Origin of the sequence: Acinetobacter sp. YH01004 (assembly GCF_013420455.1) — a bacterium.
In the GTDB taxonomy this organism is placed as follows: Bacteria; Pseudomonadota; Gammaproteobacteria; order Pseudomonadales; family Moraxellaceae; genus Acinetobacter; species Acinetobacter towneri.
The window spans coordinates 1-23,206 of sequence record NZ_VOXZ01000003.1 but is presented as its reverse complement, the minus strand read 5'-3'; the positions used below and the strand labels follow the sequence as shown (position 1 = coordinate 23,206).

The 23,206-nt window shown below is 39.8% G+C and carries 24 protein-coding genes, 1 tRNA gene and 1 pseudogene; 11 read left to right on the top strand and 15 right to left on the bottom strand.

Going from position 1 to position 23,206, the window contains the following annotated elements:
• Positions 1 to 174 precede the first annotated feature (174 nt).
• The gene (sthA, locus tag FTT71_RS02900) at positions 175 to 1,590 is read left to right on the top strand and encodes a Si-specific NAD(P)(+) transhydrogenase (protein WP_042068765.1); all 1,416 of its coding nucleotides are present in this window, start codon (positions 175 to 177) and stop codon (positions 1,588 to 1,590) included.
• A gap of 160 nt (positions 1,591 to 1,750) precedes the next feature.
• Here the strand turns inward: sthA and FTT71_RS02895 are convergent, their stop codons facing one another.
• From FTT71_RS02895 to map, 5 genes are all read right to left on the bottom strand, one after another.
• Positions 1,751 to 2,707 (bottom strand): TauD/TfdA family dioxygenase, encoded by a 957-nt coding sequence (locus tag FTT71_RS02895; protein ID WP_131261572.1) that lies wholly within the window; start codon positions 2,705 to 2,707, stop codon positions 1,751 to 1,753.
• Between the two features lie 245 nt (positions 2,708 to 2,952).
• Entirely contained in the window at positions 2,953 to 3,087 is a 135-nt protein-coding gene (locus FTT71_RS13290; RefSeq protein ID WP_004972778.1) for a hypothetical protein, read from the bottom strand.
• Positions 3,080 to 4,291 carry an MFS transporter gene (locus tag FTT71_RS02890; RefSeq protein ID WP_180160693.1) on the bottom strand — a complete coding sequence of 404 codons (1,212 nt, stop codon included), beginning with the start codon at positions 4,289 to 4,291 and terminating at the stop codon, positions 3,080 to 3,082. Before FTT71_RS02890 ends, FTT71_RS13290 begins: the two co-directional genes overlap by 8 nt.
• Before the next feature lie 241 nt (positions 4,292 to 4,532).
• A complete protein-coding gene (locus tag FTT71_RS02885; RefSeq protein WP_180160692.1) occupies positions 4,533 to 5,585 on the bottom strand; it encodes an OmpW family protein in 1,053 nt (350 codons plus the stop codon).
• Between the two features lie 341 nt (positions 5,586 to 5,926).
• Entirely contained in the window at positions 5,927 to 6,754 is an 828-nt protein-coding gene (gene map / locus FTT71_RS02880; protein WP_004972787.1) for a type I methionyl aminopeptidase, read from the bottom strand.
• A 208-nt stretch (positions 6,755 to 6,962) separates the two neighbouring features.
• Between map and rpsB the strand changes: the two genes are divergently transcribed.
• From rpsB to FTT71_RS02865, 3 genes are all read left to right on the top strand, one after another.
• A complete protein-coding gene (gene rpsB, locus FTT71_RS02875) occupies positions 6,963 to 7,709 on the top strand; it encodes a 30S ribosomal protein S2 (RefSeq protein WP_004972791.1) in 747 nt (248 codons plus the stop codon).
• Positions 7,710 to 7,852: 143 nt separating this feature from the next.
• Complete coding sequence (tsf, locus tag FTT71_RS02870) at positions 7,853 to 8,728, top strand: translation elongation factor Ts (RefSeq protein ID WP_004972793.1); 876 nt, start codon at positions 7,853 to 7,855, stop codon at positions 8,726 to 8,728.
• A 192-nt stretch (positions 8,729 to 8,920) separates the two neighbouring features.
• On the top strand, positions 8,921 to 9,442 hold the full coding sequence (locus tag FTT71_RS02865) for a DUF3465 domain-containing protein (RefSeq protein ID WP_004972795.1): 522 nt from the start codon (positions 8,921 to 8,923) through the stop codon (positions 9,440 to 9,442).
• Positions 9,443 to 9,476: 34 nt separating this feature from the next.
• On the opposite strand, the gene FTT71_RS02860 is transcribed toward FTT71_RS02865, so the two are convergent.
• From FTT71_RS02860 to FTT71_RS02830, 7 genes are all read right to left on the bottom strand, one after another.
• Positions 9,477 to 9,932 (bottom strand): DUF962 domain-containing protein, encoded by a 456-nt coding sequence (locus FTT71_RS02860; RefSeq protein ID WP_004972797.1) that lies wholly within the window; start codon positions 9,930 to 9,932, stop codon positions 9,477 to 9,479.
• Positions 9,933 to 10,163: 231 nt separating this feature from the next.
• Positions 10,164 to 10,772 carry a septal ring lytic transglycosylase RlpA family protein gene (locus tag FTT71_RS02855; protein ID WP_004972798.1) on the bottom strand — a complete coding sequence of 203 codons (609 nt, stop codon included), beginning with the start codon at positions 10,770 to 10,772 and terminating at the stop codon, positions 10,164 to 10,166.
• Between the two features lie 294 nt (positions 10,773 to 11,066).
• Positions 11,067 to 12,068 (bottom strand): lytic murein transglycosylase B, encoded by a 1,002-nt coding sequence (gene mltB / locus FTT71_RS02850; RefSeq protein ID WP_180064482.1) that lies wholly within the window; start codon positions 12,066 to 12,068, stop codon positions 11,067 to 11,069.
• Positions 12,069 to 12,421: 353 nt separating this feature from the next.
• A complete protein-coding gene (locus FTT71_RS02845; RefSeq protein WP_180160691.1) occupies positions 12,422 to 13,072 on the bottom strand; it encodes a hypothetical protein in 651 nt (216 codons plus the stop codon).
• Positions 13,073 to 13,090: 18 nt separating this feature from the next.
• Positions 13,091 to 13,906 (bottom strand): NADPH-dependent 7-cyano-7-deazaguanine reductase QueF, encoded by an 816-nt coding sequence (queF, locus tag FTT71_RS02840; RefSeq protein WP_180160690.1) that lies wholly within the window; start codon positions 13,904 to 13,906, stop codon positions 13,091 to 13,093.
• Positions 13,906 to 14,679, bottom strand: coding sequence for an ABC transporter permease (locus tag FTT71_RS02835; protein WP_004972812.1), 774 nt, complete (start codon positions 14,677 to 14,679; stop codon positions 13,906 to 13,908). Before FTT71_RS02835 ends, queF begins: the two co-directional genes overlap by 1 nt.
• On the bottom strand, positions 14,676 to 15,611 hold the full coding sequence (locus tag FTT71_RS02830; RefSeq protein WP_154320519.1) for an ABC transporter ATP-binding protein: 936 nt from the start codon (positions 15,609 to 15,611) through the stop codon (positions 14,676 to 14,678). The genes FTT71_RS02835 and FTT71_RS02830 overlap by 4 nt, the downstream gene beginning before the upstream one ends.
• A gap of 179 nt (positions 15,612 to 15,790) precedes the next feature.
• Here FTT71_RS02830 and FTT71_RS02825 point away from each other — a divergent pair.
• From FTT71_RS02825 to FTT71_RS02815, 3 genes are all read left to right on the top strand, one after another.
• A tRNA-Arg gene (locus FTT71_RS02825) sits at positions 15,791 to 15,866 on the top strand.
• 155 nt (positions 15,867 to 16,021) lie between these two features.
• Complete coding sequence (locus FTT71_RS02820; RefSeq protein WP_004972905.1) at positions 16,022 to 16,219, top strand: hypothetical protein; 198 nt, start codon at positions 16,022 to 16,024, stop codon at positions 16,217 to 16,219.
• Positions 16,220 to 16,751: 532 nt separating this feature from the next.
• The gene (locus FTT71_RS02815; RefSeq protein WP_004972907.1) at positions 16,752 to 16,970 is read left to right on the top strand and encodes a hypothetical protein; all 219 of its coding nucleotides are present in this window, start codon (positions 16,752 to 16,754) and stop codon (positions 16,968 to 16,970) included.
• 114 nt (positions 16,971 to 17,084) lie between these two features.
• Here the strand turns inward: FTT71_RS02815 and FTT71_RS02810 are convergent, their stop codons facing one another.
• The 3 genes from FTT71_RS02810 to FTT71_RS02800 form a co-directional block, all read right to left on the bottom strand.
• Positions 17,085 to 17,453, bottom strand: a complete 369-nt coding sequence (locus FTT71_RS02810; RefSeq protein WP_004972910.1) for a hypothetical protein — start codon at positions 17,451 to 17,453, stop codon at positions 17,085 to 17,087.
• A gap of 217 nt (positions 17,454 to 17,670) precedes the next feature.
• Positions 17,671 to 18,387 (bottom strand): hypothetical protein, encoded by a 717-nt coding sequence (locus tag FTT71_RS02805; protein WP_179988940.1) that lies wholly within the window; start codon positions 18,385 to 18,387, stop codon positions 17,671 to 17,673.
• A gap of 109 nt (positions 18,388 to 18,496) precedes the next feature.
• A complete protein-coding gene (locus FTT71_RS02800; protein ID WP_179994499.1) occupies positions 18,497 to 19,195 on the bottom strand; it encodes an exonuclease domain-containing protein in 699 nt (232 codons plus the stop codon).
• A 251-nt stretch (positions 19,196 to 19,446) separates the two neighbouring features.
• On the opposite strand from FTT71_RS02800, the gene FTT71_RS02795 reads away from it, so the two are divergent.
• The 4 genes and pseudogenes from FTT71_RS02795 to FTT71_RS02780 all read left to right on the top strand — a co-directional run.
• Entirely contained in the window at positions 19,447 to 20,709 is a 1,263-nt protein-coding gene (locus FTT71_RS02795; RefSeq protein ID WP_167846114.1) for an alpha/beta fold hydrolase, read from the top strand.
• 177 nt (positions 20,710 to 20,886) lie between these two features.
• Positions 20,887 to 22,140 (top strand): serine hydroxymethyltransferase, encoded by a 1,254-nt coding sequence (gene glyA, locus FTT71_RS02790; protein ID WP_019836649.1) that lies wholly within the window; start codon positions 20,887 to 20,889, stop codon positions 22,138 to 22,140.
• A 163-nt stretch (positions 22,141 to 22,303) separates the two neighbouring features.
• Positions 22,304 to 22,708 carry a nucleoside diphosphate kinase regulator gene (gene rnk, locus FTT71_RS02785; protein ID WP_168461171.1) on the top strand — a complete coding sequence of 135 codons (405 nt, stop codon included), beginning with the start codon at positions 22,304 to 22,306 and terminating at the stop codon, positions 22,706 to 22,708.
• Positions 22,709 to 22,882: 174 nt separating this feature from the next.
• Positions 22,883 to 23,206, top strand: a pseudogene (locus FTT71_RS02780) (RNA-guided endonuclease TnpB family protein); the annotation flags it as partial.

Below are 23,206 nucleotides of genomic sequence, written 5' to 3'. Positions count from 1 at the left end.
CTTCATCATAAGACGGTTATTATAACGAAATTGTGCTTAAATTGGGTAAAAACGATATTCATATAAAAAATGTGGTTATCACGTAATATATGCACAGTAAATACAGAAAATTCAAAAGATTTACGTCATAATATAGCCCATTGAAAAGACAGATTTAAAGAAAAGGAGCGTTGAATGCCACGTAAAAAAGAGGTCGTTAGTGGAACTTTCGTGAAGTACGATGCGGTTGTTCTCGGTTCAGGCCCTGCGGGTGAAGGCGCGGCAATGAAACTTGCCAAATCTGGTAAGCGTGTTGCGATTGTAGATGTTCGTGAGCAGCTTGGCGGTAACTGTACCCATGTGGGTACCATTCCAAGTAAAGCATTGCGTCAGACAGTGTCGAATATTATCCGTTATCGCCGTGACCCAATGTTTAAAAAAATGGGCGATTGGCGTCAGTTCACCATGAAGCAAGTGTTGCAAAGTGCGCATAAAGTTATTCAGCAGCAAGTTGAAACGCACTCTCGCTTTTATGACCGTAATGAAATTGCGATTTATCATGGTCGTGCTTATATCCAAGATAAAAATACGGTCTTGGTATTTGGTGCAGATGGCATTAAAGAAACCATTATGTGTCAGCAAATTGTGATTGCGACAGGTAGCCGTCCATATCGTCCAGAAATGTTGGATTTCAACCATCCACGTGTATTTGATTCAGACAAAATTTTGGATTTGGATTTCTCGATTCAAAAAATTATTATTTATGGCGCGGGTGTGATTGGTTGTGAATATGCATCCATCTTCATTGGTTTAGATCATAAAGTTGATTTGATTAATACTCAGCACAAATTGCTCAGCTATTTGGATGATGAAATTTCAGATGCCTTGTCATATCACTTGCGTGCGCAAGGGGTGCTGATTCGCCACAATGAGCAAATTGATCATTTAGAAACTTTTGATGATCACGTGGTTTTATATTTGCAAAGTGGCAAGAAAATCAAAGCCGATGCGATTTTGTGGTGTAACGGTCGTTCGGGTAATACCGATGGTTTAGGTCTTGAAAATGTCGAACTTAAGCCAAACAGCCGTGGTCAGTTAACAGTCAATGATCAATATCAAACCGAAGTAGAGAATATTTATGCTGCGGGCGATGTAATTGGTTGGCCTTCGTTAGCATCAGCTGCCTATGACCAAGGTCGTTGCGCGGGTGCAAATATGAGTGGCGAAGAAAATGTTGCGCCTGTGACCGATATTCCAACAGGTATTTATACCATTCCAGAAATTTCTTCGATTGGTAAAACTGAACAGGAATTGACGGAAGAAAAAATTCCTTATGAAGTTGGTCAGGCATCTTTCCGTCATTTGGCACGTGCGCAAATTACGGGTGATACAGTGGGTGAATTGAAGATTTTATTCCACCGTGACACTTTAGAAGTATTGGGCGTGCATTGCTTTGGTAATAATGCGGCAGAAATTATCCATATTGGTCAGGCGGTGATGAACAGCCCGAACAATACCATTAAGTATTTTGTGGAAACAACATTTAACTATCCGACCATGGCTGAAGCTTACCGTGTAGCAACTTTAAATGGTATGAATCGTTTATTCTAAGTTACTGCAATATTGCTTAAAGTTCATTAAAAAAGAACCCGTAAAGTTTAGGCTTTACGGGTTTTCTTATTCTAAGTTGTTCGTTTGTTATTTTAGTTTTGGCGCATCTTTTTATTTGAGTCCAATAGTGGCGTGCTGCCTTTTAACATGAGTAGCAAGATTAAAATGGCCGGCTACCCGCCAAACTTATTCTTTTAAGTAAGCGCCGTTGCTCGGCAGGGAATGGCTCCCTAGAGTGTAAGGTCACTTGATTGTCCCAAAATACCAAATCCCTTTGTTCCCAATGATGCGTGTAGCGGAAGGCTGGCTTTAAAATATGTGCGCGGAGCCGAGCAATTAATTCACTACCTGCCTGATCGTCATAATTGAGCAACTCAACTTCAGAATGGGTGTTCAGCCAAAGGGCTTTACGTCCAGTTTCAGGATGGACTCTCACCAAAGGGTGTGGATAGCCATGACCAACAATAGGTTGATCATGAAAACGATACAGCGGCGAATTACCATAGCTACCCGTTGCAGTCGTATTTTGCGCACGAACAAAAGGGTTGTATGTAATGAGTTGAAGGTGATTAATTTCCGCTTTGGTGGTTTCATCTAAGGCATCGTAGGCTTTAATGGTGTTGTACCACGTAGTTTGTCCGCCTTGTTTTGGAATTTCTATGGCATACAGCAGCGAGGCAAAAGAGGGTAGAGGTGTCCATTGATGGTCTGCATGCGGTTTGAGTTCTGCATGTCCCGTATAATCACCTTGTCCAACAGCATTAGATACTGGTACAACATCGGGCGGTGTGCCTGTGTCGGCTTGACTGCCTAAAACAGGATTGTCTGAACTTGGACGGAAAATAGAACCAAAGTAACTGGCAAATGCTAAATACTGTAAATCATCTAGCTGTTGTTGTTTAAAAATCAAAACTAGATGTTGTGCCAAAGCTTGTTTTAGACGATAAATTGTTGCCCCTGTTTGGGATTTTTTCGTATCTAGTCCTGTCACGACAGCACCTAAGGCAGCACCTGCTAAAGGTTGTATTTGAATATCATTAGGATTTTGTAATGAATCGGCTTGATGCCAACGTGGTGCATCATGAATCGCTTGAGAAAGTGGGCTTAGACTGCTCATTGGGTTTTACTCTTTCTTGGTATATGGTCAAGAAAATTTAAGTAAAAACAGCCATCAGATAAAATTAAAAGAAATTCTAAGCTTATGAAAAATATTATCTTTTTAAATAAATGTTTGATCTTGAACCATTTAACTTATTTTGCATAGATTTGCTGTTTAAATGCAATCTAGTCAATGGAGCAAGTTATATAAGTTACTCCTTCAGTATTGAATACATTGATAAAGAGATCGAGTGACGCAGACAATTAATGTGCGCAGAATGCCTGATTAAAATACTCAAACAGTTGAGGCGTTTGCATCCATAAAAAAATTGAAAAGACGAGCAGGGCAATAACCGCCAGCGCGAGCAGCACTTTAAAATTAAATAAAGAATTAGTCATGAATGACGTGCTCCTCATTGACCCAGAAATGCACCAAGACCGCAAACGCACTTAAAGCAATAGAAACAATCCAGATAGCATTATAGTTACCTGTCAGATCGTGGTTTAAACCGCCAAGCCATCCACCAAAAAATGAGCCGACTTGGTGTGTAAAAAACACAATGCCACTGAGCATGGTCAGGTATTTAATCCCAAACATATTTGCCACAATACCATTGGTTAAAGGCACTGTAGATAACCACAACAAACCCATAATGATCCCGAATGCATAAATTGTCCAGATGCTTAAAGGCAGGATTAAAAAGGCGATAATGGCAATACCGCGTAGTCCGTAAAGCCACATCAGCAAGTGTGGTTTGGAATAGCGACCACCTAACCAACCCGCCGTATAAGTGCCTACAATATTAAATAAACCCACGAGTGCTAGAAAAACTGTGCCTGTGGTTGCATTAAAGCCATGATCGATTAAGTAGCTAGGTAAGTGAATCCCGATAAACACCACTTGAAAACCACAGACAAAAAAGCCCAAAGCTAAAAACCAAAAGGGTTTATGGTTTTTGGCAATCTCCAAAACTTGTTTAAAGCCTAAAGCGGGTTGGCTGACTGAACTTGCATTAGGGTTTTGATACATGGGTGCTTTGAGCATCCATGCCAAAGGAACAATCAAGACAATTAAAATCGCACTGACAATTAATGCGCCCGACCAACCTACACTTTGTAATAACAATAAGGTCGATGGCAACATGATAAATTGCCCAAACGAGCCTGCAGCACTGGCAATACCCATTGCAAGGCTACGCTTTTCTGGAGGAGCAGCGCGACCTACTGCAGAAAGTAGCACAGGGAAAGAGGTTGCAGAAAGTGCCAAACCTAAAATTAAACCCACACTTAAATTTAGCAATAAGCCTGTCGAGCTGACGGCCATGAGCAATAAGCCGAGTGCATACAGTGCGCCACCAACTGCAACTACAATTTTACTACCGTATTTGTCTGCAAAAGCACCTGTGATGGGTTGGACTGCACCCCAAATCAGGTTTTGCATGGCAATGGCTAAACTAAAGACATTATGTCCCCAGCCAAATTCATGGCTCATAGGCACCAAATACAAACCAAATGCATGCCGAACCCCAAGCGATAATGCCAAAATAATGGCACTTCCAATTAACATATAAATTAGAGGTTTGGAAAATTGAGCATTCGACATAAGGCATCCACGTATGGCTAACAGCTTGTTATGGTAGTCGATTCAGCCGCAGATCGCGATAAAATAAAATTCATCAAATGATAAAATTTGGTTATAGATATTAGTTTGAATATTCTAAGCAAAAAATGATCATGAGCTACAAGCCAAATGGATATTGAAAAATCCTTCTCCCTGTGGGAGAAGGATTAAGTGAAGGGGATTATCGTCTTAAATAGGACTGATCAAAGACTGCTATTAATGCTTAAAAACGCATACCAAAACCTGCATAGGCAATCACTGGATTCACTTCAATATCTGCTTTAGAGTGAATCAATTCACCATGTTTGGCATCGGTCACCGTAATGGTGGTTTCATTTTTAAGGTGTGCATAAGATAGTGAACCAACTGCAAACCATTTTTCATTAAAGTCATAGGTAAAACCAACCGTGGCTACCGGTGCGAACGCATCCGAGGCTTCAAGTTCAACTTTCGGATTGGCATTACTTGGTGTGCCTTCCAATGATGCACCGGCTTGCCCCTGTTTAATATTAGCAATCATATGACCGGCGGCAATCAGATCCTGTTCGGTACGCGGGTTAATTTCCAGTTCATTAAAGTAGGCATACATTAAACCTAGGCCAACATAAGGGCGGAACTTATTTACGCCTGTTTTGCCAAAGTGATATTGAAACTCAAATGCAGGTGTCCATGCTCGGGCAGAAGCAGCAGGGCCATGTGCTGCTAAATCGGTAATGAAAATATCGTTTTGTAATTCTAGCTCACCCAACGCACCGCCTAATGGACGTGCAATTGCGGAGAAAGGTGCATAAATTTTCCCTTTGCCTTGCAAATCAACTTTAGGTGGAATGCCGCCTTTGACTTCAAAGGAAATATTATCAGTAAAGAAATAGTTACTGATGATACCCAGTGTAGTGACATCATCTGCTTCTAAACCTGTACCGGGATTATCCCATTGTTCCAAACCTGAAATTGTGGCTTGTCCACTCATGTTGGCAGGCACGGTAGGCAGCAAATTTAATGCTCCGCTTAATAATATGGGTGGCTCAAAACCGTCACGTAAATTATCTTTTACAGTTTGCGATTGAACCTCACCGACATCCGCTGTGTAGCCATTGTGGATGGCTGTATTGACCCGAAAAGGTTGTGCTTTACCTTGTGGCATAACGTGCAGCGCACCTACCGAAACAGAAAAGCGTTTAAAACCATCACCATCTTTTAAACTAAAATAAGGTGAGTTGGCATAACTAATGACTGGCAAACTACTCAGTGCCAAACAGCATAGTGTTTTTTTCATTGTGGAACTCCATGTCCAATTTTGCTTGTTGTTATTTACGGCATTGTTATGCAAGGCATTATGAAATGGACTGGAAAAATAAAACTGTTGTTTTTACAAGATATTTTTTTAAACTTTTGTGAATAACTGGAAAAGTGTGCAGGTGTTTTGTTAAATCCAAAACTGTTGAATACGTGAAAATGCTTGTTTTATTGGATGGCTTTAAAGTTCTATTGGTTTGAAATAAAAAGATTTTATAGAAATTGTATGCGTTGAAATTAATAAAAAAGACCAGTCGGAACTGATCTTTTTGACATACGGGTTAAATTTTTAGCCAATGACAGATTTTGGCTGCAAACACGTTATGCAGTAAAGCGTGATAAATCTTCATCAGGGCGGGCAGTCAGCACTTCCAAGCCATCTTTGGTGACCAAAATGGTGTGTTCAAACTGTGCCGATAATTTGTGGTCTTTGGTCACCACTGTCCATTTATCGCCAAGTAATTTGGTTTGCCATACGCCTGCATTGACCATTGGTTCAATGGTAAAAGTCATACCTTCTTCTAAAATCATGCCTGTGTTGGCTTGACCATAGTGCAATACTTGTGGCTCATCGTGGAAGGTCGTCCCAATACCATGACCGCAATATTCACGCACGACACTAAAGCGTTCAGATTCAACATATTTTTGAATCGCATGACCAATATCACCAATGGTTGAACCGGGTTTAACGGTTGCCATACCGCGATACATCGCTTCTTGGGCAACTTTGCATAAACGATTGGCTAAAATGGAAGTTTCACCACCCACGATATACATCATATTGGTATCGCCGTGGAAACCATCTTTAATGACTGTGACATCAATATTTAAAATATCGCCTTTCTTCAGCACTTTACTTTCTGACGGAATACCGTGACAAACCACATGGTTAACCGATGTGCAAATGGTGTGTTGGAATGCTGGACGACCCGGAGCAGCACCATAACCTAAGCAGGCAGGAATAGCTTGTTGTTGATTGACAATATAGTCATGGCAAATCGTATCCAGTTCGAGCGTAGTAACGCCTGGTTTAACGTGTGCTTTGATCATCTCCAAAACTTCTGCCGCCAGTCGTCCTGCCACGCGCATTTTTTCAATATCTTCTGCGGTTTTGATGAGTCGACGAGGTGCTTGATAAGTTGTGTTCATGATCTTTAAAAACTTTTGGAAATTTGTGTGTGACTATGGTATAAATAGCCGCCCATTTTATCAAATGCTTTTTATGAATATGTTTCAAAGAGCTTGGTAAAAGGGAAATTAAAAATCCGCACATATATCGTCACATTACTCTGGGTGCCCTTTGGGGTGGAGAATGCGGATATATGGAGGCCTAACCCAAACATTTAAGGTAAAGAAAATGGCAGATTACAACGTAAGCATGCGCGACCTTCTTCAAGCTGGCGCACACTTTGGTCACCAAACACGTTTCTGGAACCCAAAGATGCGTCAATACATCTTTGGTGCGCGTAACAAAATTCACATCATCAACCTTGAACACACTGTTCCTGCGTTAAATGATGCTTTGAACTTTGCAAACCAATTGGCTAGCAAAAAGAACAAAGTTTTGTTCGTTGGTACAAAACGTGCTGCTTCTGCAATCATCCGTGAACAAGCTCAACGCGCTGGTCAACCGTATGTAGATCACCGTTGGTTAGGTGGTATGTTGACGAACTGGAAAACACTTCGCCAATCTATCAGCCGTTTAAAAGATCTTCAAGTTCAGTCTACTGACGGTACTTTTGCTAAGCTTACTAAACGTGAAGCTTTAGAGCGTAGCCGTGAAATGGAAAAACTTGAGCGCGCTTTAGGCGGTGTGAAAAACATGGGTGGTTTACCTGACGCATTATTCGTAATTGACGTTGATCACGAAGCAATTGCAATTAAAGAAGCTAAAAACTTAGGTATTCCTGTAATCGGTATCGTAGATACAAACTCTAACCCAGACAACGTAGACTACGTTATTCCGGGTAACGACGATGCGATCCGTGCAGTAACACTTTACGCTTCTTCAATGGCTGATGCGATCATTGCTGGTAAAGAATACGCTCAAACTCAAGCCAATGCTCAAGCAAAAGGCGAAGAAGCTCCTGCTTCTGAGGCTTAATGCGTTTTGACGTAAGCTTGTCATTTTTGCGACATGTGATGGTGGCAAAGTAAGCGTCATGTATGCAGACGGCCCAAGAGACACCCTCTGGGCCGTTTCTGTTAAAAAAAGAATTCATTTTCTACCGATTTTAGGAGATAAACATGACTGCAGTTACAGCAAGCATGGTTAAAGAATTGCGTGATCGTACTGGTCTAGCAATGATGGAATGTAAAAAAGCATTAACAGAAGCGGGCGGTGACATCGAATTAGCGATTGACAACCTTCGTAAATCTGGTCAAGCAAAAGCTGCTAAAAAAGCAGGTAACATTGCTGCTGACGGTGCAATCACAATCGTTCAAGAAGGCAACAAAGCGATTCTTTTAGAAGTAAACTGTCAAACTGACTTCGTTGCAAAAGACGAAAACTTTGCTGGTTTCTCTGCGAAAGTTGCTGCTGCTGCTCTTGCTGCAAACGAAACTGATGCTGCTAAAATTGCTGAACTTAAACTTGAAGATGGCGCAACTGTTGAAGAAACACGTGTTGCACTTGTTCAAAAAATTGGTGAAAACATCCAAGTTCGTCGTGCACAAATCGTTGAAGGTGAAAACCTTGCTGTGTACAAGCACGGTTTAAAAATCGGTGTTGTTGTTTCTTACACAGGTGATGCTGCGACTGGTAAAGGTATTGCAATGCACGTTGCTGCATTCAACCCAGTTGCTGTTACTGCTGAACAAGTTCCTGCTGATCTTATCGCTAAAGAGAAAGAAATTGCAGAAGCGAAAGCAGTTGAATCTGGTAAGCCTGCAAACATCGTAGAGAAGATGGTAACTGGTTCAGTTGAAAAATACTTGAACGAAGTTGCGCTTGATCGTCAAATGTACGTAATTGACAACGAGAAGAAAGTTGCTGAAGTATTAAAAGCAACTGGTACAACTGTTGCTCAATTCGTTCGTTTCGAAGTAGGCGAAGGTATTGAGAAAAAAGCAGAAATGAGCTTCGCTGAAGAAGTTGCTGCTGCTCAAGCTGCTGCAAAATAATTTTTACTTAAGGTAAAATATTTTGTAAGGAAAGCCCCAATTTATTTTGGGGCTTTTTTGTGAATATAGATTTTGGCAATATGCAATCGTGGCATAAATATTGAGATGAAGATTAAAGATATTAATTTTAAATCAGTATGTTACGAATAATTGACTTAATCGTATAGGGTGGAATCAGAACAAGAAGGTTATATGGCAAATAAAAAGAATTTAAGCATCGGCGCAATTATTGTAGTGCTAATTGCTGCATTTTTTGGCATAGATTTACAGCAGTTTCAGTCTGAAACATCAAATGCACCATCTACAAGTACTGCTCGCACATCGCAAACTGAAAAAGAGCAGTTAGACGTACAGCGAGATGCGCTGCAAGATGATGCTCAGGGTGTTCAGCTGATTGAACGTGCGTTTGAGCGCAAACAGAGCGATTTACAAGTCCGTGCGAGTGGGCAGGTCATTGCAGTGTTAGCGGATGACAACGAAGGCTCACGTCATCAAAAATTTATTTTAAAACTGAATAATGGGCAAACTGTATTGGTTGCACATAATATTGATCTTGCACCACGAATTACCAATATTGCAAAAGGTGATACTGTTGAGTTTTTTGGTGAATATGAATACTCAGATAAGGGTGGGGTGATTCACTGGACGCATCATGATCCAGCAAATAAACACGTGGGCGGATGGTTAAAACATCAAGGAAGAACCTATCAATAACGGTTCTTCCGATAACGAAAATAGGATATAGCGTTTAAATGCTCATAATGCTGTTTTTACGACGTGTTTTCCAAGAGGGTAGGATTTTACCTAAATAGGCATCCATGCACCAAATTGGGCCAATGAGAAGGAATTGGAGGTCTTTGAAGAATGAAGGCTTTTTCCCTTCAACTTTGTGACCATAAAACTGCCCAATCCACGCCAAAACAAAAATTGCGATATAAAAACCCATTCCAACAGGCAAAACATAAATCAGCCATGCCATTACCAGCATTAATGCTGCCATTGCAACTGCAAGAACCAAGTCTAAACGTGCATAAAAAATAAAACTGAGCACCAGAAGTAATGTTGTTAGTAAAGCGCTGAAATGCGCCAAGATGCCGACAATCGAAAAAAAGATCGTAGGTACGCACACCCAGTGAATTAATTTATTGGTTTTATTTTGATGGCTCTCGCTGTATTCATCTAGCCACTCGCTTACTGTCTTCATGTGCTACTCCTGTAGACCGATCATCCGTTGTTATTGTTTGACTGTCTAAAATATAACTGAGAACAGTGAGGCGGTCAAAACAGTATTCATATTTTCAAAATGAAGTGGCAACAAAATTTGTGTGGATCATCTTTGTGCAGACATGCATGGGATGACTGTAAATCTTACAGGCATTAAAAAAGCCACATTGCTGTGGCTTTCAAGTCAAATGTGAAGTCGTGTAAGCGAATCTTAAGAGTTTGGACCGTCAATACGCTCAATGCTTACTTTGGCAGTACCTGCATTGGTGATGCCCAATTGTTTTGCAGCACCATAAGAAAGATCGAGTACACGGTTGCCATGGAATGGACCACGGTCATTTACTTTAACTACAACGCTCTTACCATTGTTTTTATTGGTTACGCGAATATAGCAGTTTAGCGGCAGGCTACGGTGTGCAGCAGTCATTGCGTTCATGTCGAACGTTTCACCGCTTGCAGTTTTACGACCGTGGAATTGACGACCGTACCAAGATGCCATACCTGTTTGGCTAAATTTACGTACAGTGTTTGATGCCACTGTATTTAACTTTTCAATCACTGAAGGCTCTTCAGCAGGAATTTCAATTTTCGCTGCAATCGTTTGACGACGGATTTGGTCGCCTGAACGTTCGGTGATTGAAAGGCTATTCAAATTTGAGAAATGTGAATTAAAACTTTGTGCTTCTTTGTTGAGTACACGCGCAGCTAGGCTAGATGACTCATTATCATTGTTGAATGATGATTGCACCATTTCAGCTTGCGACTGACTTAGGGCAACAGCTGCAGAAAGTGCAAGTAAGTATTTAAGTGAACTATGCATGGTTTGAACTCCTGAAGACAGAATTTTTAACTTATTTCGCTCTTAACTGATTGAAATAGCGGTAATCCTGTCTGTAATTTCACTTTTTCGACTACATTTGACGAAGTGGATAATATTCATCCCTTACTAAAGGTGTCTAGTCTTTATACGAAAATAATGACAAAAAGTACCAAAAACTAACTCTATTTGATTAAAAAATAACCAATATTGTAACACAATGTGTAAAAAGTTTGTTCTGTGATCAAATTGTCAAAAATATTTCTTGACTTTTTTGTTTTATATTTAAATTTTTGTTTAGCGACTCGCAATTTCAGTGCCCAATAACCACAGTGCAGTCGCATACATACGGCTACGGTTATAAGTCGTAATCACCTGAAAATTTGGATAGGTTATATAGTAGATATGACCATAATTTTCTTGTAATTGAATGACATTGACCAAGTCGAGGTCATCTATTTGCACAATTGGATTCATTGGCATCACACCTTGCGATTTTAAAACTCCATAAGGTGTTGGCAGGGTTAAATCTTTGGCGATGACGCTGTCAGGATTGTTACCTGTATAACGTGCTGCAAATGCAATGGGTTGATTACGCTGCCAGCCATGCTGTGCCAAGTAATTTGCAATTGAGCCAATCGCATCTACTGCTGAATTACGAAGGTCGATATGACCGTTGCCATCATAATCCACCCCAAATTTTGGAATGTTGCTTGGCATGAATTGAGGGTAGCCGACTGCACCTGCATAAGAGCCGACCACAGAAGAGGTTGGAATACCATCTTTATATGACCATGCAATGAGTGCAGCGAGTTCATCTTTGAAGTATTCAGCACGACGTTCGTAGCCAAAACCTAACGTTGCTAAAGCATCACGAGTAATAAATGAACCTTTATTGCTGCCAAAGCCTGTTTCTACGCCCAATATACCTAATATGATGGCTTGTGGCACACCAAACTGCTGCTCAGCACGATTGAGCGTGTCTGCATATTGTTGTTTAAAGCGCACACCGCGCTGAATAGTGCTTTCTGCAAGGAAATTCGTTTTATAGGCATACCAAGGCTTACTTTCGCCTGGACGGTTCATAATATTGATGATATTGGGTAAATTTTTAGAACCATTCATTGCCCAGTCAACTTGCGCTTCGCTCAAGCCATAAGTTTGCATCGTTTTTTGTTTAAAACTGGCATAAGACGGATGTTGCTGAAAATCATTGGCCTGACAGAAACTGGTGATAGAAAATGCACCGATCAGTAAAGAAACACGTTTTAGTTTGTTATAAAAATCAAGTTTGAACATATTGGGCAAAATTCCAAATTGATGATTTGCACAACTTATTTATATGCAGTAAATAAGTTTGTACTTATATAGAAGAAGAGGTCTTAGATTGACCTTAAAGCGCTAAAGCGAAGTCAGCGGCTAAGATAGCATTCAAGCGCGCTTGCTTTGTAAAAACTTATACAAAAATAGACAAAGAATGTGTAAAAAGCGCGCAGGATTTGTAACAAAGTTAAAACGCATCACAAAAACTTGCTGCAATTGTCTAAAAACGGACAGATTTGACAGTATTTATTCTCCGAATAAAAATGCCTGATCGAAATCAGGCATTTTGTCAGTTCATTACATGATTAAGATGTATGTACGTATCTATATTAAGGATGGAATAAAGTGTCGTGATATTCCGCTAAAACCAAGAGTTCCTCTTTGGTTAAATTTGGGATGATTTTATCCACCGCAATATGGACAGCTTTAATTACCGCTGCTGCGCCAATATCTGCTGCTTTACGCTTAATCATGCCCAAATCGAGGGTTTTGTTAAAGTCGCTCATAAAGTGACGTACTGTCGCTTCTGCGAACTGTTTATACAGTTCAGTTAAAGCCGCTTTATTGACTTCATTGCCTGCTTGAATTTCGGCATAGTTGTGTTTAAGGCTGGTCACCAAACTCGCATCTAGTGTTTCTCCGATGCGTGCATTGCCTGCCGCATCTTTAAAGCTACTACGCTCAGAAAATTCAATCGATTGTTTCACGACATCATTTGGCGCTTTGCTTAATAATTGTTTTAGGAGTACTGCAACGGTAGATTTGACATAGCCCGCAAGTTTTTCGGCAGTGTCGCGTTTATCGCTGGCAGGAAAACGACGTACCAACTCCGTTAAAATTGCATCAATGATTTCTTCATTAATCATTAATGCGGTTTTGTCGCGCAGTGGGTACAGCGGCTCACTTGAATTTTTTTTCTGTTGTGCAGTTTCAATCGTATTTAATAATTCTGCAGATGGAATGAATCCAAAAAATGGCATTGTTCAACCTCAATGTTGTTATTGTCGCGCTAAACGAATAGGGCGAGGCATCCATGTTAAGTCCGATACACGGCAAGGATTAATGTCTAAACCACCACGACGTGTATAGGTTGCATATACCATCAGTTTTTCTGGTGCGAATTTTTGCCAGATGTCTGCAAACATCTGTTCCACACATTGTTCATGGAAACCATTATGCTGACGATAAGAAATAATATAAGCCAAAATACTGCGATAACAAGGTTTTTTGCCTTGATAACGGATAAAAACCGTGCCCCAGTCAGGTTGTCCTGTGACAGGACAATTGCTGCGTAATAAATGTGAGAAAAGTTGTACCTCTATATCTTCCGCTTGTTCTAAATCGAATTGCAATAAATTTGGGTCAGGATGCTGCTCTAAACGCTCAGGCGTGAGCTGATCAATACAAATACCTTCAGGCTGGCTAATCGCTAAATCATCGACCTGAAATAAAGTTAGCGTAACAGGTGCTTGCGCAGCAGCCGTTAAATCATGCTCAACAGTTTCAATGAAATTGGCTTCAGACTGAAAGCGAGTAAAGTTCATACTATTAAAGTAGAGCTTTAATGATTTTGATTCGATCAGGTTAGGTGATGAAGCAGGTAGCGTAATCCGACCAATCGCAACCTGTGGAACACCTGCGGCATTCAACCACGAAATTTCAAAAACGTGCCACCAGTCTTGCCCGAGTTGAATTCCCTCAACATCTGCATATTTTTCACGTGCAGCAGCACGTGAAATAGGGAATAAAATATCGGGTTGATATTCTGTAGGATAATTGGTGTCTTTACCAAGGAGAGATTGTTCAACACTCATTATTCACGCATTCCTGAACCACGAGAAAGTAAATGATAGGCAATACCATAAAGCACTGCGCAGCATAGTGTAATCACAGATAATGAAATCGTCACGTTGACATCACTATGTCCTAAAATGCCGTAACGGAAAGCATTAACCATATACACCACAGGGTTAATTAAAGAGAGATTTTGCCAAAAAGGGCTTAAGGCACTAATGGCATAGAATACACCACCTAAATAAGTCAGTGGAGTCAGTACAAAAGTTGGAATAATAGAAATATCATCAAATGATTTGGCATAAACAGCATTAATAAAACCGCCTAATGAAAATAAAAAGGACGTAATTAATACGGTATAAATGGTAACAAACCAATTGGTAATATAAAGGTCGGTAAAGAATAGACTCATGGTGGTGACAATAATACCGACCAATACGCCACGACTAACACCACCCAAAACATAGCCCCATAAAATGGCATGCAAAGGTACAGGGCTCATGATTAGTTCTTCAATGCTTTTCTGGAATTTTGCACTAAAAAAACTTGAAGATACGTTGGCATAGCTGTTGGTAATGACTGCCATCATAATTAAGCCGGGCACAATAAATTGCATATAGCTAAAGCCGCCCATTTCACCAATACGGGAACCGACCAAATTACCAAAAATCACGAAGTACAAACTCATGGTGATGGCTGGCGGGAGCAAGGTTTGTGGCCAAATGCGCATAAAACGACGAATTTCTTTATGCACTAAGGTATAGAGTGCAATCCGCAGTTGGGTAAAATTCATTGCGCAGCTCCATCTAAATTCTTTTCGACCATTTTGACAAATAACTCTTCTAGACGGTTGGACTTATTGCGCATACTGCGCACGCGAATGCCTTGCGCTTCTAAAAGTTGGAATAAATCATTTAAGGTATGAGCTTTATCCATGGTGACTTCTAGGGTCACTGCATCAATTAAGTTGAAACGTACACCAATAATATCTAAATGAATGGGTTGAATCGGTTCAGCTAAATCAAAAATAAAAGATTCTTCACTTAACTGGTTTAAGAAGTTTTTCATTGAAGTGTCTTCTTTAATCACACCACGATCAATAATCGCGATACGACGACACAACATTTCCGCTTCTTCTAAATAGTGGGTAGTGAGAATGATTGAAGTGCCTTTATCATTCATTTCTGTCAAGAAATCCCACATTGAACGGCGCAGCTCAATATCTACACCTGCAGTCGGTTCATCTAAAATAAGCAGTTTCGGTTCGTGCATCATGGCACGTGCAATCATTAAACGACGCTTCATACCGCCAGACAGCATTCGCGCTTGAGTGGCACGTTTATCCCACAAACCCAGTTTTTCTAAATATTCTTCGGCACGTTGTTCGGCAATTTTTTTAGGGATACCGTAATAGCCTGCTTGTGTGACCAAAATATCAAACGTCTTTTCAAACTGACCGAAGTTAAATTCTTGCGGCACAACTCCTAAGCACTGCTTGGCTTGAGATGGTTGTGTATCCAGATTGTGCCCAAAAATTTCTACCGTGCCTGCCGTTTTTTTGGTGAGAGAACTGATGATGCTAATGGTTGTAGATTTACCTGCACCATTGGGTCCAAGTAGGGCATAAAACTCGCCTTCAGGAACGGTCAAATTAATTCCTTTCAGTGCTTGGAAACCATTTCGATAGGTCTTTGACACGTCCCTTAACGTCAATGCATCAGTCATGAAATTCTCACTTGAGGAATAGAGCCACTATTGTGAGCGATCTGCGCCAATAAACCAAGTAAGTTAGATGGAATTCTATGTTGCAAGTTTGGAACATTGTTTAAAGCATAAGCATAAAAATACGTAACTTATATATAGTTGCTTTACCTTCAGCAATTTTTTGTTATGATGTGCAGCGCGCGCTCATAGCTCAACTGGATAGAGTACAGGTCTCCGAAGCCTGTGGCGTGGGTTCGAGTCCCGCTGAGCGCACCAAATTAGTATATAAGCATTGAACTGTAATATAAAAAATAGTTGAAAAGTATATAAAAAATTAAGATAAACATTCGATCTTATTTGCCATAGCCTGATCACGTTTTTCAGCATATAAAACTCACATATTTTAAAACTGAAAAATCTGAGGCAGCTTCGTGGGCTATATCGTTAAACTCATTCCAGAAAACTTATATTTTGTTCCGCATGATAATGAAATTGGTACCACGGAATTTCGCAGTAAAGCCGTCGCAGAAGGTTTGTTCTACGATTATGCTGAAGCAACAGCAATGGTAAAGCTATACAATAAAGATATGCTGCAAGATGTTGATTATGAAATTGAGTTAATTGAATAATCGTCGACTTCTTATTATTTGAAAGTATCGCCAAGTTATGCAGAAGCTAATCGCAAAGCTGGAGCTTTTAACCGCATAAAATTATGCCGTAACTGAAAATTAAATCAATTGAAATTTTGCTGTGTGAATGTGTTGAAATGTAGTGGGCTATTGCAGCAAAAAATAAGTTTCACTATATTAAAACTACAGTAGGTCATTCAATGTAATAGACGCTACGATGCAGTTGGACGGATCAATGACAGCTCGTTGAGTTTGTAACTCTTGTTCAAACAATAAAATCAGCACTAGCCTTCCAACATAAAAAAACTCGCAGCAATGCGAGTTTTTTCTGTGCTAGAATGAAAAACAAGCAAATTTACTGTGGTTTTGTAAGTTGTAAATAAAATTTTAAAAAATATGTGTTTGAATTTATTAGATAATTTAAATTTAGTTTAAAAAAATACTACATTGTCAAACAATCTAACAACTCACTTTTTTAAAAAATTTATAAGCTATGGTATAAAAAATTTCCGTCAAGAAAAAGGGAACAACAATGACGCAAATCATCGATATTAAAGTTAAAGACCAGTTTAGCCATATTTACGAAGCAAAAGCATTGCTACGTAATATCCCAGAAACTTCATTGGCAGCGGGTTTGGCACTATTTCACAAAATTGAACACATTATTGTGGAAGGTGAAGTGATTTTACCAAGCATCGAACTTTTGTTTGAAAGCCGCGAGTCTGATAGTATTTTCCGTGTGTTGGAGTAAATATTTGTGAGACTACTTTATTTTTAGAAAAGCTCATTTCGATGAGCTTTTTTGTGCGCAGGATTTTTAAAGCACACGTAAATAAAGTGCTCATTAAGTGTAAAACATATCGCTTTAAACCGTCTGATCTTCTACAAGTTGGATATTTACATCGTATTTATCAAACTCTTGAATAATTTTTTGAATGACCGCTTGCCCAATGTCATCATCGGGTTGAAAACTCAACTCTTGATTGGTTTGACTATCAAAACATTCAATTTGCAAGATTTGCCAGAGCTGGGCATCTGTACTTTGTTGAATCACTATGCGTCGCGGTTGTAAATGTGCTGAAATTTGACGCGGCAACACATTGGTAATCGCTAACTGTATTTGGCTTTCCTGATCTTTTGGGCTTAAAAAGGTAATCACCCAATTGCCAACTTTACTGAGTTGCATTGGATTGTCATAAGCATCAAACGCTAAAAAAAATGCATAATTCATCATAACCCTGTGCCTCAACAATTCTAGAAAATACTATATCGCTGATTTTTATCAGTCGGGGCTATGCCGCTAAAGTCTTAGCTTTTATAGGAATAATGGATCTAAGGTTTATATGTGTTTTTAAGGTGTTGAAAAGTAATAAAAATAAATTAATCCATATGTCCCTGAGCATGGTTTTAATTGTTAAAAAGACTTAAAACTAAGTAAAAAAATCTAAGCTTTAAGTCGGATTAAGCTTTTGCAGAGAGTGGTTGATTTGCTGCAAAATCTGATTGAGTGCTTTCGGTGGTAAACGAGTTTCTTGCAAAGAGGTAATCCATTGCATTTGGCAGAGTTTTAAGCTGCGAATATCCTGAGCTTGTAAAATTCGCTGAATCAGTTGTTTTGCCATTAATCCACAATGACGCTGCAAAGTATCCATCATGAGAAATTTTACATCTTCAAAACTCAAAGCGGTAATTTCAGGCTGTATTTCTGCTTGGGGTTCAGGTTGTTCAGCGGGCTGTTCTGTATTGATGGCAGCTGCAACACGTGCTTCTAAATATGCAGGAACTGAATTTACTTGAAGATGTTGGGTGTGGATTGGTTCTGCCAAACTTTCAGCATGCGCTTGCGGGGTGCTGCTTGCAAGTTGGCTATGAATTTCTGTGTGTAAAGTGGTAGATGATGGCTCTTGCTCTTGTTGCAGCAGAATGTTAGCCGTTTGCTCTTGGTGTTGCAAAGTGTCTTGCTCAAGCGCAGCAGGGGCAATCAGGTGCATATCTAATAGCTGTTCAATCAATTCAGGTGGTGCAAGACGTTGCTTGAACTGATCTCCGAGTAAATCAAAATCTTCAGTACCAATCAGTACCAATAAACGACGTTGACGTGCATTTAAATCACGTGTGCGCTGTTGTAATGCATCTAGACCGAGTTGAGTTTTTTGATAATTAAACATGAGCCTTAATTTATTTCCCCAATAAATTAAGGCAAAGCATAGACTTTGAAAATTACAATAATATGAATAATTTATGACAGGTAAATGCAATAAGATTCACTTGAAACATTTATAAAGTCAAAATGCTGGTATTTTCGAGCGCCTTGCGTAAGTAAGGATCTAAATCTTCTTGTCTTAATAACCATTGCACATAATCGGCAGGAAGGTCGGCAATTGCCGTACCACGATGTTTACCAAAATTGATAATTTGTGGAATACGTGCTTCTTCTGAGGCGATATAGAGTTCTTCAATACTTTGAATTTGTAGTTGATGAACTTCATGCATCAAAATATTGGCTGTTAAAATAATATCCATATCGGCACGATGCGCTTTTTTAATCATGTCACGCGCTTTTTCGCTGCCTTTGGTAATCATATAAATTAAAGCTGAAATATTGTGTGCTTCGGCGTTTGGCCATACGCGACGTGCAAGTGCCAAAGTGCAAATGGCTTTAATTTTAGAAGTATCCACACCACATTTTTCTAAAGCGCGAATATCGTAATCAATATTATGCCCAATGATATAGGTGGTTTCGGCAGGTAATTCAAAACTGCTGTAATGCGGTTGATCAATTAAATCCGATTCTAAAATATGATGCACCGCCATCGCTGCGAATGAAATCGGCTCATCGACTTGATATAACTGATCGAAAATTTGACTTTTATCTAGACTGATTTTGCCATCTTGAATTTGAATGGGGGCGTAGGCAATCTCAATGGGTTGTCCATTTAAAGTATGGGTTTCAGTGTCGAGAATAATTGCCTGCATGTCCTGATTCGCTTGCGTCATTCAATAAAAATGCAATCTAACATTAGCCGCTGCGTATGACAAATTGAATTGAAATTTAATAGGCACTTGTATATGTGATCAATTTACTGATTTTTACCGTAAGTGTTTAATTTTAAATAAAATACACTTGCATATTAATTGTTGAAATCTTGCCTGATACGATAAAAAAGCGTACAAATAAAGATTGCGAAGGATGCAATTAATAAGAATATGAAGACAAGGGTAAGCAAATGAAAAAAATATGGTTAAGCGTGGCTTTAGCCAGCAGCAGTTTGTTTTTAACTGCGTGTAATGATGATCATGACGATACGAGTGTTGTGGTTATTGAGGATGGCATTCCGAAATATAATTTTAGTGCCCCTGTCGTGAAAACAGAGCCTTATTTAGATCAGGGTGCCAATGCGAATAATGTTTTAGATACAGTAAGTGCCTCTAAAACATTGATGACTTATAAAATGTTAGGGGTAAATGGACAGGAAACTCAGGCAACTGCACTTGTTTTTACCCCTCAAACAGTTAAGCCTGCGGGCGGATGGCCACTTGTAGTTTGGGCGCATGGCACAACAGGCGTGGCAGATGCGTGTGCACCAAGTCGTCAAGGTTTAAATGGAAATGAGTACTTCATTGCTAAACTATTGGCAGCAGGTTATGCCGTTGTTGCACCCGACTACGAAGGTTTAGGCGAACCGAGTGGTAAAGAATTACATCCATTCTTGAATTTAAAAAGTGCAGCTTATTCGATTACAGATGCTGTTGTCGCTGCAAGCAAGCTTTTGGGTAATACTGCAGAAACGCGATGGAGTGTAGTTGGACATTCACAGGGTGGACATGCGGCTTTAGGTGCAGCACAGTATGCATCGCGTGCGCAGTTAAATTATAAGGGTGCCATAGCTATCGCACCTGCATCAAATTTAGCGTTGGTATTGGCGGGTGGTGAACAAAAAGCAGCTCAGGAGCCAGATGTAATAAAGAAAGTACAGACACTTGTACCATTAGATACGTTTACTGCTCTAATTGCTGCGGGGCTAAGAAATACTGCTCCAACCTTGAAATATTCTGAAATATTTGTGTCACCAACAGATCAACTTGCTGCTCAGGCAGAGTCAATCTGTTATGAGGCATTAGGTGGGAGTATGCTTCAGCCAATGCGAGAGCACGCACAGACTTATGGAAAATTGGATGGTTATCCACGTACTCAACCGAATTTCATGACGACCATCCCTGAAGTTAAAGATTTCTTAACCCATGGTTCACAGCCATTAAAAGTGAAAATCAGTACGCCTATATTTATTTATCAAGGAACGGCTGACCCAACTGTACCGAAACAAGTCACGGATTACTTGGTTCAGTCAGCTCAAGGGATGGGAACTAAAATTCATTACGTCACTGATCAGGATTTACCTGTAGAGCAAAAATGGGATCATGGTTCGGTGTATGTGGATAATATGGATGAGATTGTCAAAGATGTTCAATCACTAATGCCTATTCAATAAGTTGTTGAATTACGATAAAGATTGATTTGACCTAAAATAGCTCGTGTTTTATCTGAAACATGAGCTATTTTTATGTAAAACTGAGCAAAGTTCATTCTCTCAGTTCACAAACTTTATGCTACAATACGCGCCAATCTTAGCACGGCTTAAAAGCCCTAAATTAATAGGACCTCGCTAATGTTTGCCAATATTTCTATTGCCGAATTTGATCCAGAATTAGCTCAAGCGATCACCAATGAAGATGCGCGCCAAGAAGCTCATATTGAGTTAATTGCTTCTGAAAACTACTGCTCACCTGCAGTAATGGAAGCTCAAGGTTCAAAACTTACCAATAAATATGCAGAAGGCTACCCAGGCAAACGCTACTACGGCGGTTGCGAATACGTAGATATTATTGAACAATTGGCGATTGACCGTGCTAAAGAACTCTTTGGTGCAGATTATGCTAACGTTCAACCACACGCTGGTTCACAAGCAAACTCTGCAGTTTACTTAGCTTTACTTAACCCAGGCGACACTGTGTTAGGTATGAGCTTGGCACATGGTGGTCACTTGACTCATGGTGCAAAAGTAAGCTTCTCAGGTAAAACATATAACGCTATCCAATATGGTTTAAACCCAGAAACTGGCGAAATTGATTACGAAGAAGTTGAGCGTTTAGCGCTTGAACACAAACCACGCATGATTGTTGCGGGTTTCTCTGCGTATAGCCAAATTGTAGATTGGCAGCGTTTCCGCGACATCGCAGACAAAGTTGGTGCTTATTTATTTGTAGATATGGCACACGTAGCAGGTCTAGTGGCTGCTGGTGTATATCCGAACCCTGTGCAAATTGCTGACGTAACGACTACTACTACACACAAAACATTGCGTGGTCCACGTTCTGGTCTAATTCTTGCGAAAGCAAACGAAGAGATCGAGAAAAAATTACAATCTGCTGTGTTCCCTGGTAACCAAGGTGGTCCATTGGTACACGCAGTTGCAGCAAAAGCAATTTGTTTTAAAGAAGCAATGGCGCCTGAATACAAAGCGTATCAACAACAAGTTGTTAAAAATGCGCAAGCGATGGCTGAAGTTCTTATTGAACGTGGTTATGATGTAGTATCTGGTGGTACGAAAAACCACTTGTTCTTGCTTTCTTTAATCAAGCAAGATATTACAGGTAAAGATGCAGATGCATGGTTAGGTGCTGCGCACATTACTGTAAACAAAAACTCTGTACCGAACGATCCACGTTCTCCATTTGTAACTTCTGGTATCCGTATCGGTACTCCAGCGGTAACTACACGTGGTTTTGGTGAAGCAGAAGTACGTGATCTTGCAGGTTGGATTGCAGACATTCTTGACAGCAAAGGCGACGAAGCTGTAATTAATACTGTAAAAGCAAAAGTTGAAGCTGTTTGCGCGAAATTCCCAGTTTACGCAAAATAAGCACATCCTTGAGAAAAGCCCCTCAAGGGGCTTTTTTTTATGGATGTAAAAAAATGATTCTTCATTCAATAAGCTGAATTTCTGTTATAACTTAAGCGTATTGAATATGAGGGTAGATAAGCTGATTGATTCAGTGTTTGTCTAATGACAGGAATATAAGTAAATGATTAAACCAAAGATTATTATTTCAGAACAAGATTTGCATCGTTTAGAAACAATGCTTGAGCATCAACCAAAATTGACGCCTACGATGCAACATTTAGAAGATGAGTTAGCACGTGCCGAAGTCGTTGCTCCTCAAGACGTACCTGCAAATGTAGTGAGTATGAATGCCCGTGCGTTGATTACCATTGCACCTGCAAAAGAACCGACTGAAATTACCTTGGTTTATCCACATGATTTTAAAGGTGAGAAAGGACAGGTGAATGTGGTTGCACCTGTAGGCACGGCCATTTTAGGTTTAGCAGAAGGGCAAGAAATTGAATGGCCACAGCCAGACGGTCATTTGATGAGAGTCAAGATTGAGAAAATTTTGTATCAACCAGAGCGCGAAGGGGATTATTTATAATCTGTTTATCATCCTGCGTTAGGAACATTGAAAGCCATGTTGATCATGGCTTTTTTATCAAATGGAGCGTAAAACTCTGTCCTTCAGGTCAGAGATATAAGCGACACGACATGAAGTGTCGTTTGATTTAACTAAGGACTATTTTCCTTGAGTTTTGATTGTTAATATAAGTACATGAAAACCCTTAAATTACGTATAAAAGACAAACATTGCAAGGTGTTAGACCAACTAGCATCAGAAGTGAACTTCGTCTGGAATTATGTCAATGATTTAGGGTTTAGGCATTTGAAGCGGAAAGGTGAATTTCTCTCTGCTTTTGATATTGCCAAATATACGAAAGGCACATCCAAAGAATGTAATTTACATAGTCAAACCATTCAGGCTGTAACTGAAGAATTAGTCACCCGAAGAAAGCAATTTAAAAAGGCAAAGCTGAAATGGCGTGTCAGCAATAAAAAATCAGCAAGGCGCTCTTTGGGATGGGTTCCCTTTAAAAAG

Coding starts and splice junctions, on each gene's coding strand:
- FTT71_RS02855 (WP_004972798.1), bottom strand. CDS start 10,772: ATGCATAGTTCACTTAAATACTTACTTGCACTTTCTGCAGCTGTTGCC.
- FTT71_RS13290 (WP_004972778.1), bottom strand. CDS start 3,087: ATGACTAATTCTTTATTTAATTTTAAAGTGCTGCTCGCGCTGGCGGTT.
- FTT71_RS02830 (WP_154320519.1), bottom strand. CDS start 15,611: ATGACTGATGCATTGACGTTAAGGGACGTGTCAAAGACCTATCGAAAT.
- FTT71_RS02890 (WP_180160693.1), bottom strand. CDS start 4,291: ATGTCGAATGCTCAATTTTCCAAACCTCTAATTTATATGTTAATTGGA.
- FTT71_RS02800 (WP_179994499.1), bottom strand. CDS start 19,195: ATGCAGGCAATTATTCTCGACACTGAAACCCATACTTTAAATGGACAA.
- FTT71_RS02805 (WP_179988940.1), bottom strand. CDS start 18,387: ATGTTTAATTATCAAAAAACTCAACTCGGTCTAGATGCATTACAACAG.
- rpsB (WP_004972791.1), top strand. CDS start 6,963: ATGGCAGATTACAACGTAAGCATGCGCGACCTTCTTCAAGCTGGCGCA.
- mltB (WP_180064482.1), bottom strand. CDS start 12,068: ATGTTCAAACTTGATTTTTATAACAAACTAAAACGTGTTTCTTTACTG.
- FTT71_RS02885 (WP_180160692.1), bottom strand. CDS start 5,585: ATGAAAAAAACACTATGCTGTTTGGCACTGAGTAGTTTGCCAGTCATT.
- FTT71_RS02815 (WP_004972907.1), top strand. CDS start 16,752: ATGACGCAAATCATCGATATTAAAGTTAAAGACCAGTTTAGCCATATT.
- FTT71_RS02835 (WP_004972812.1), bottom strand. CDS start 14,679: ATGAATTTTACCCAACTGCGGATTGCACTCTATACCTTAGTGCATAAA.
- FTT71_RS02865 (WP_004972795.1), top strand. CDS start 8,921: ATGGCAAATAAAAAGAATTTAAGCATCGGCGCAATTATTGTAGTGCTA.
- FTT71_RS02845 (WP_180160691.1), bottom strand. CDS start 13,072: ATGCCATTTTTTGGATTCATTCCATCTGCAGAATTATTAAATACGATT.
- FTT71_RS02860 (WP_004972797.1), bottom strand. CDS start 9,932: ATGAAGACAGTAAGCGAGTGGCTAGATGAATACAGCGAGAGCCATCAA.
- rnk (WP_168461171.1), top strand. CDS start 22,304: ATGATTAAACCAAAGATTATTATTTCAGAACAAGATTTGCATCGTTTA.
- sthA (WP_042068765.1), top strand. CDS start 175: ATGCCACGTAAAAAAGAGGTCGTTAGTGGAACTTTCGTGAAGTACGAT.
- map (WP_004972787.1), bottom strand. CDS start 6,754: ATGAACACAACTTATCAAGCACCTCGTCGACTCATCAAAACCGCAGAA.
- FTT71_RS02795 (WP_167846114.1), top strand. CDS start 19,447: ATGAAAAAAATATGGTTAAGCGTGGCTTTAGCCAGCAGCAGTTTGTTT.
- tsf (WP_004972793.1), top strand. CDS start 7,853: ATGACTGCAGTTACAGCAAGCATGGTTAAAGAATTGCGTGATCGTACT.
- FTT71_RS02895 (WP_131261572.1), bottom strand. CDS start 2,707: ATGAGCAGTCTAAGCCCACTTTCTCAAGCGATTCATGATGCACCACGT.
- glyA (WP_019836649.1), top strand. CDS start 20,887: ATGTTTGCCAATATTTCTATTGCCGAATTTGATCCAGAATTAGCTCAA.
- FTT71_RS02810 (WP_004972910.1), bottom strand. CDS start 17,453: ATGATGAATTATGCATTTTTTTTAGCGTTTGATGCTTATGACAATCCA.
- queF (WP_180160690.1), bottom strand. CDS start 13,906: ATGAGTGTTGAACAATCTCTCCTTGGTAAAGACACCAATTATCCTACA.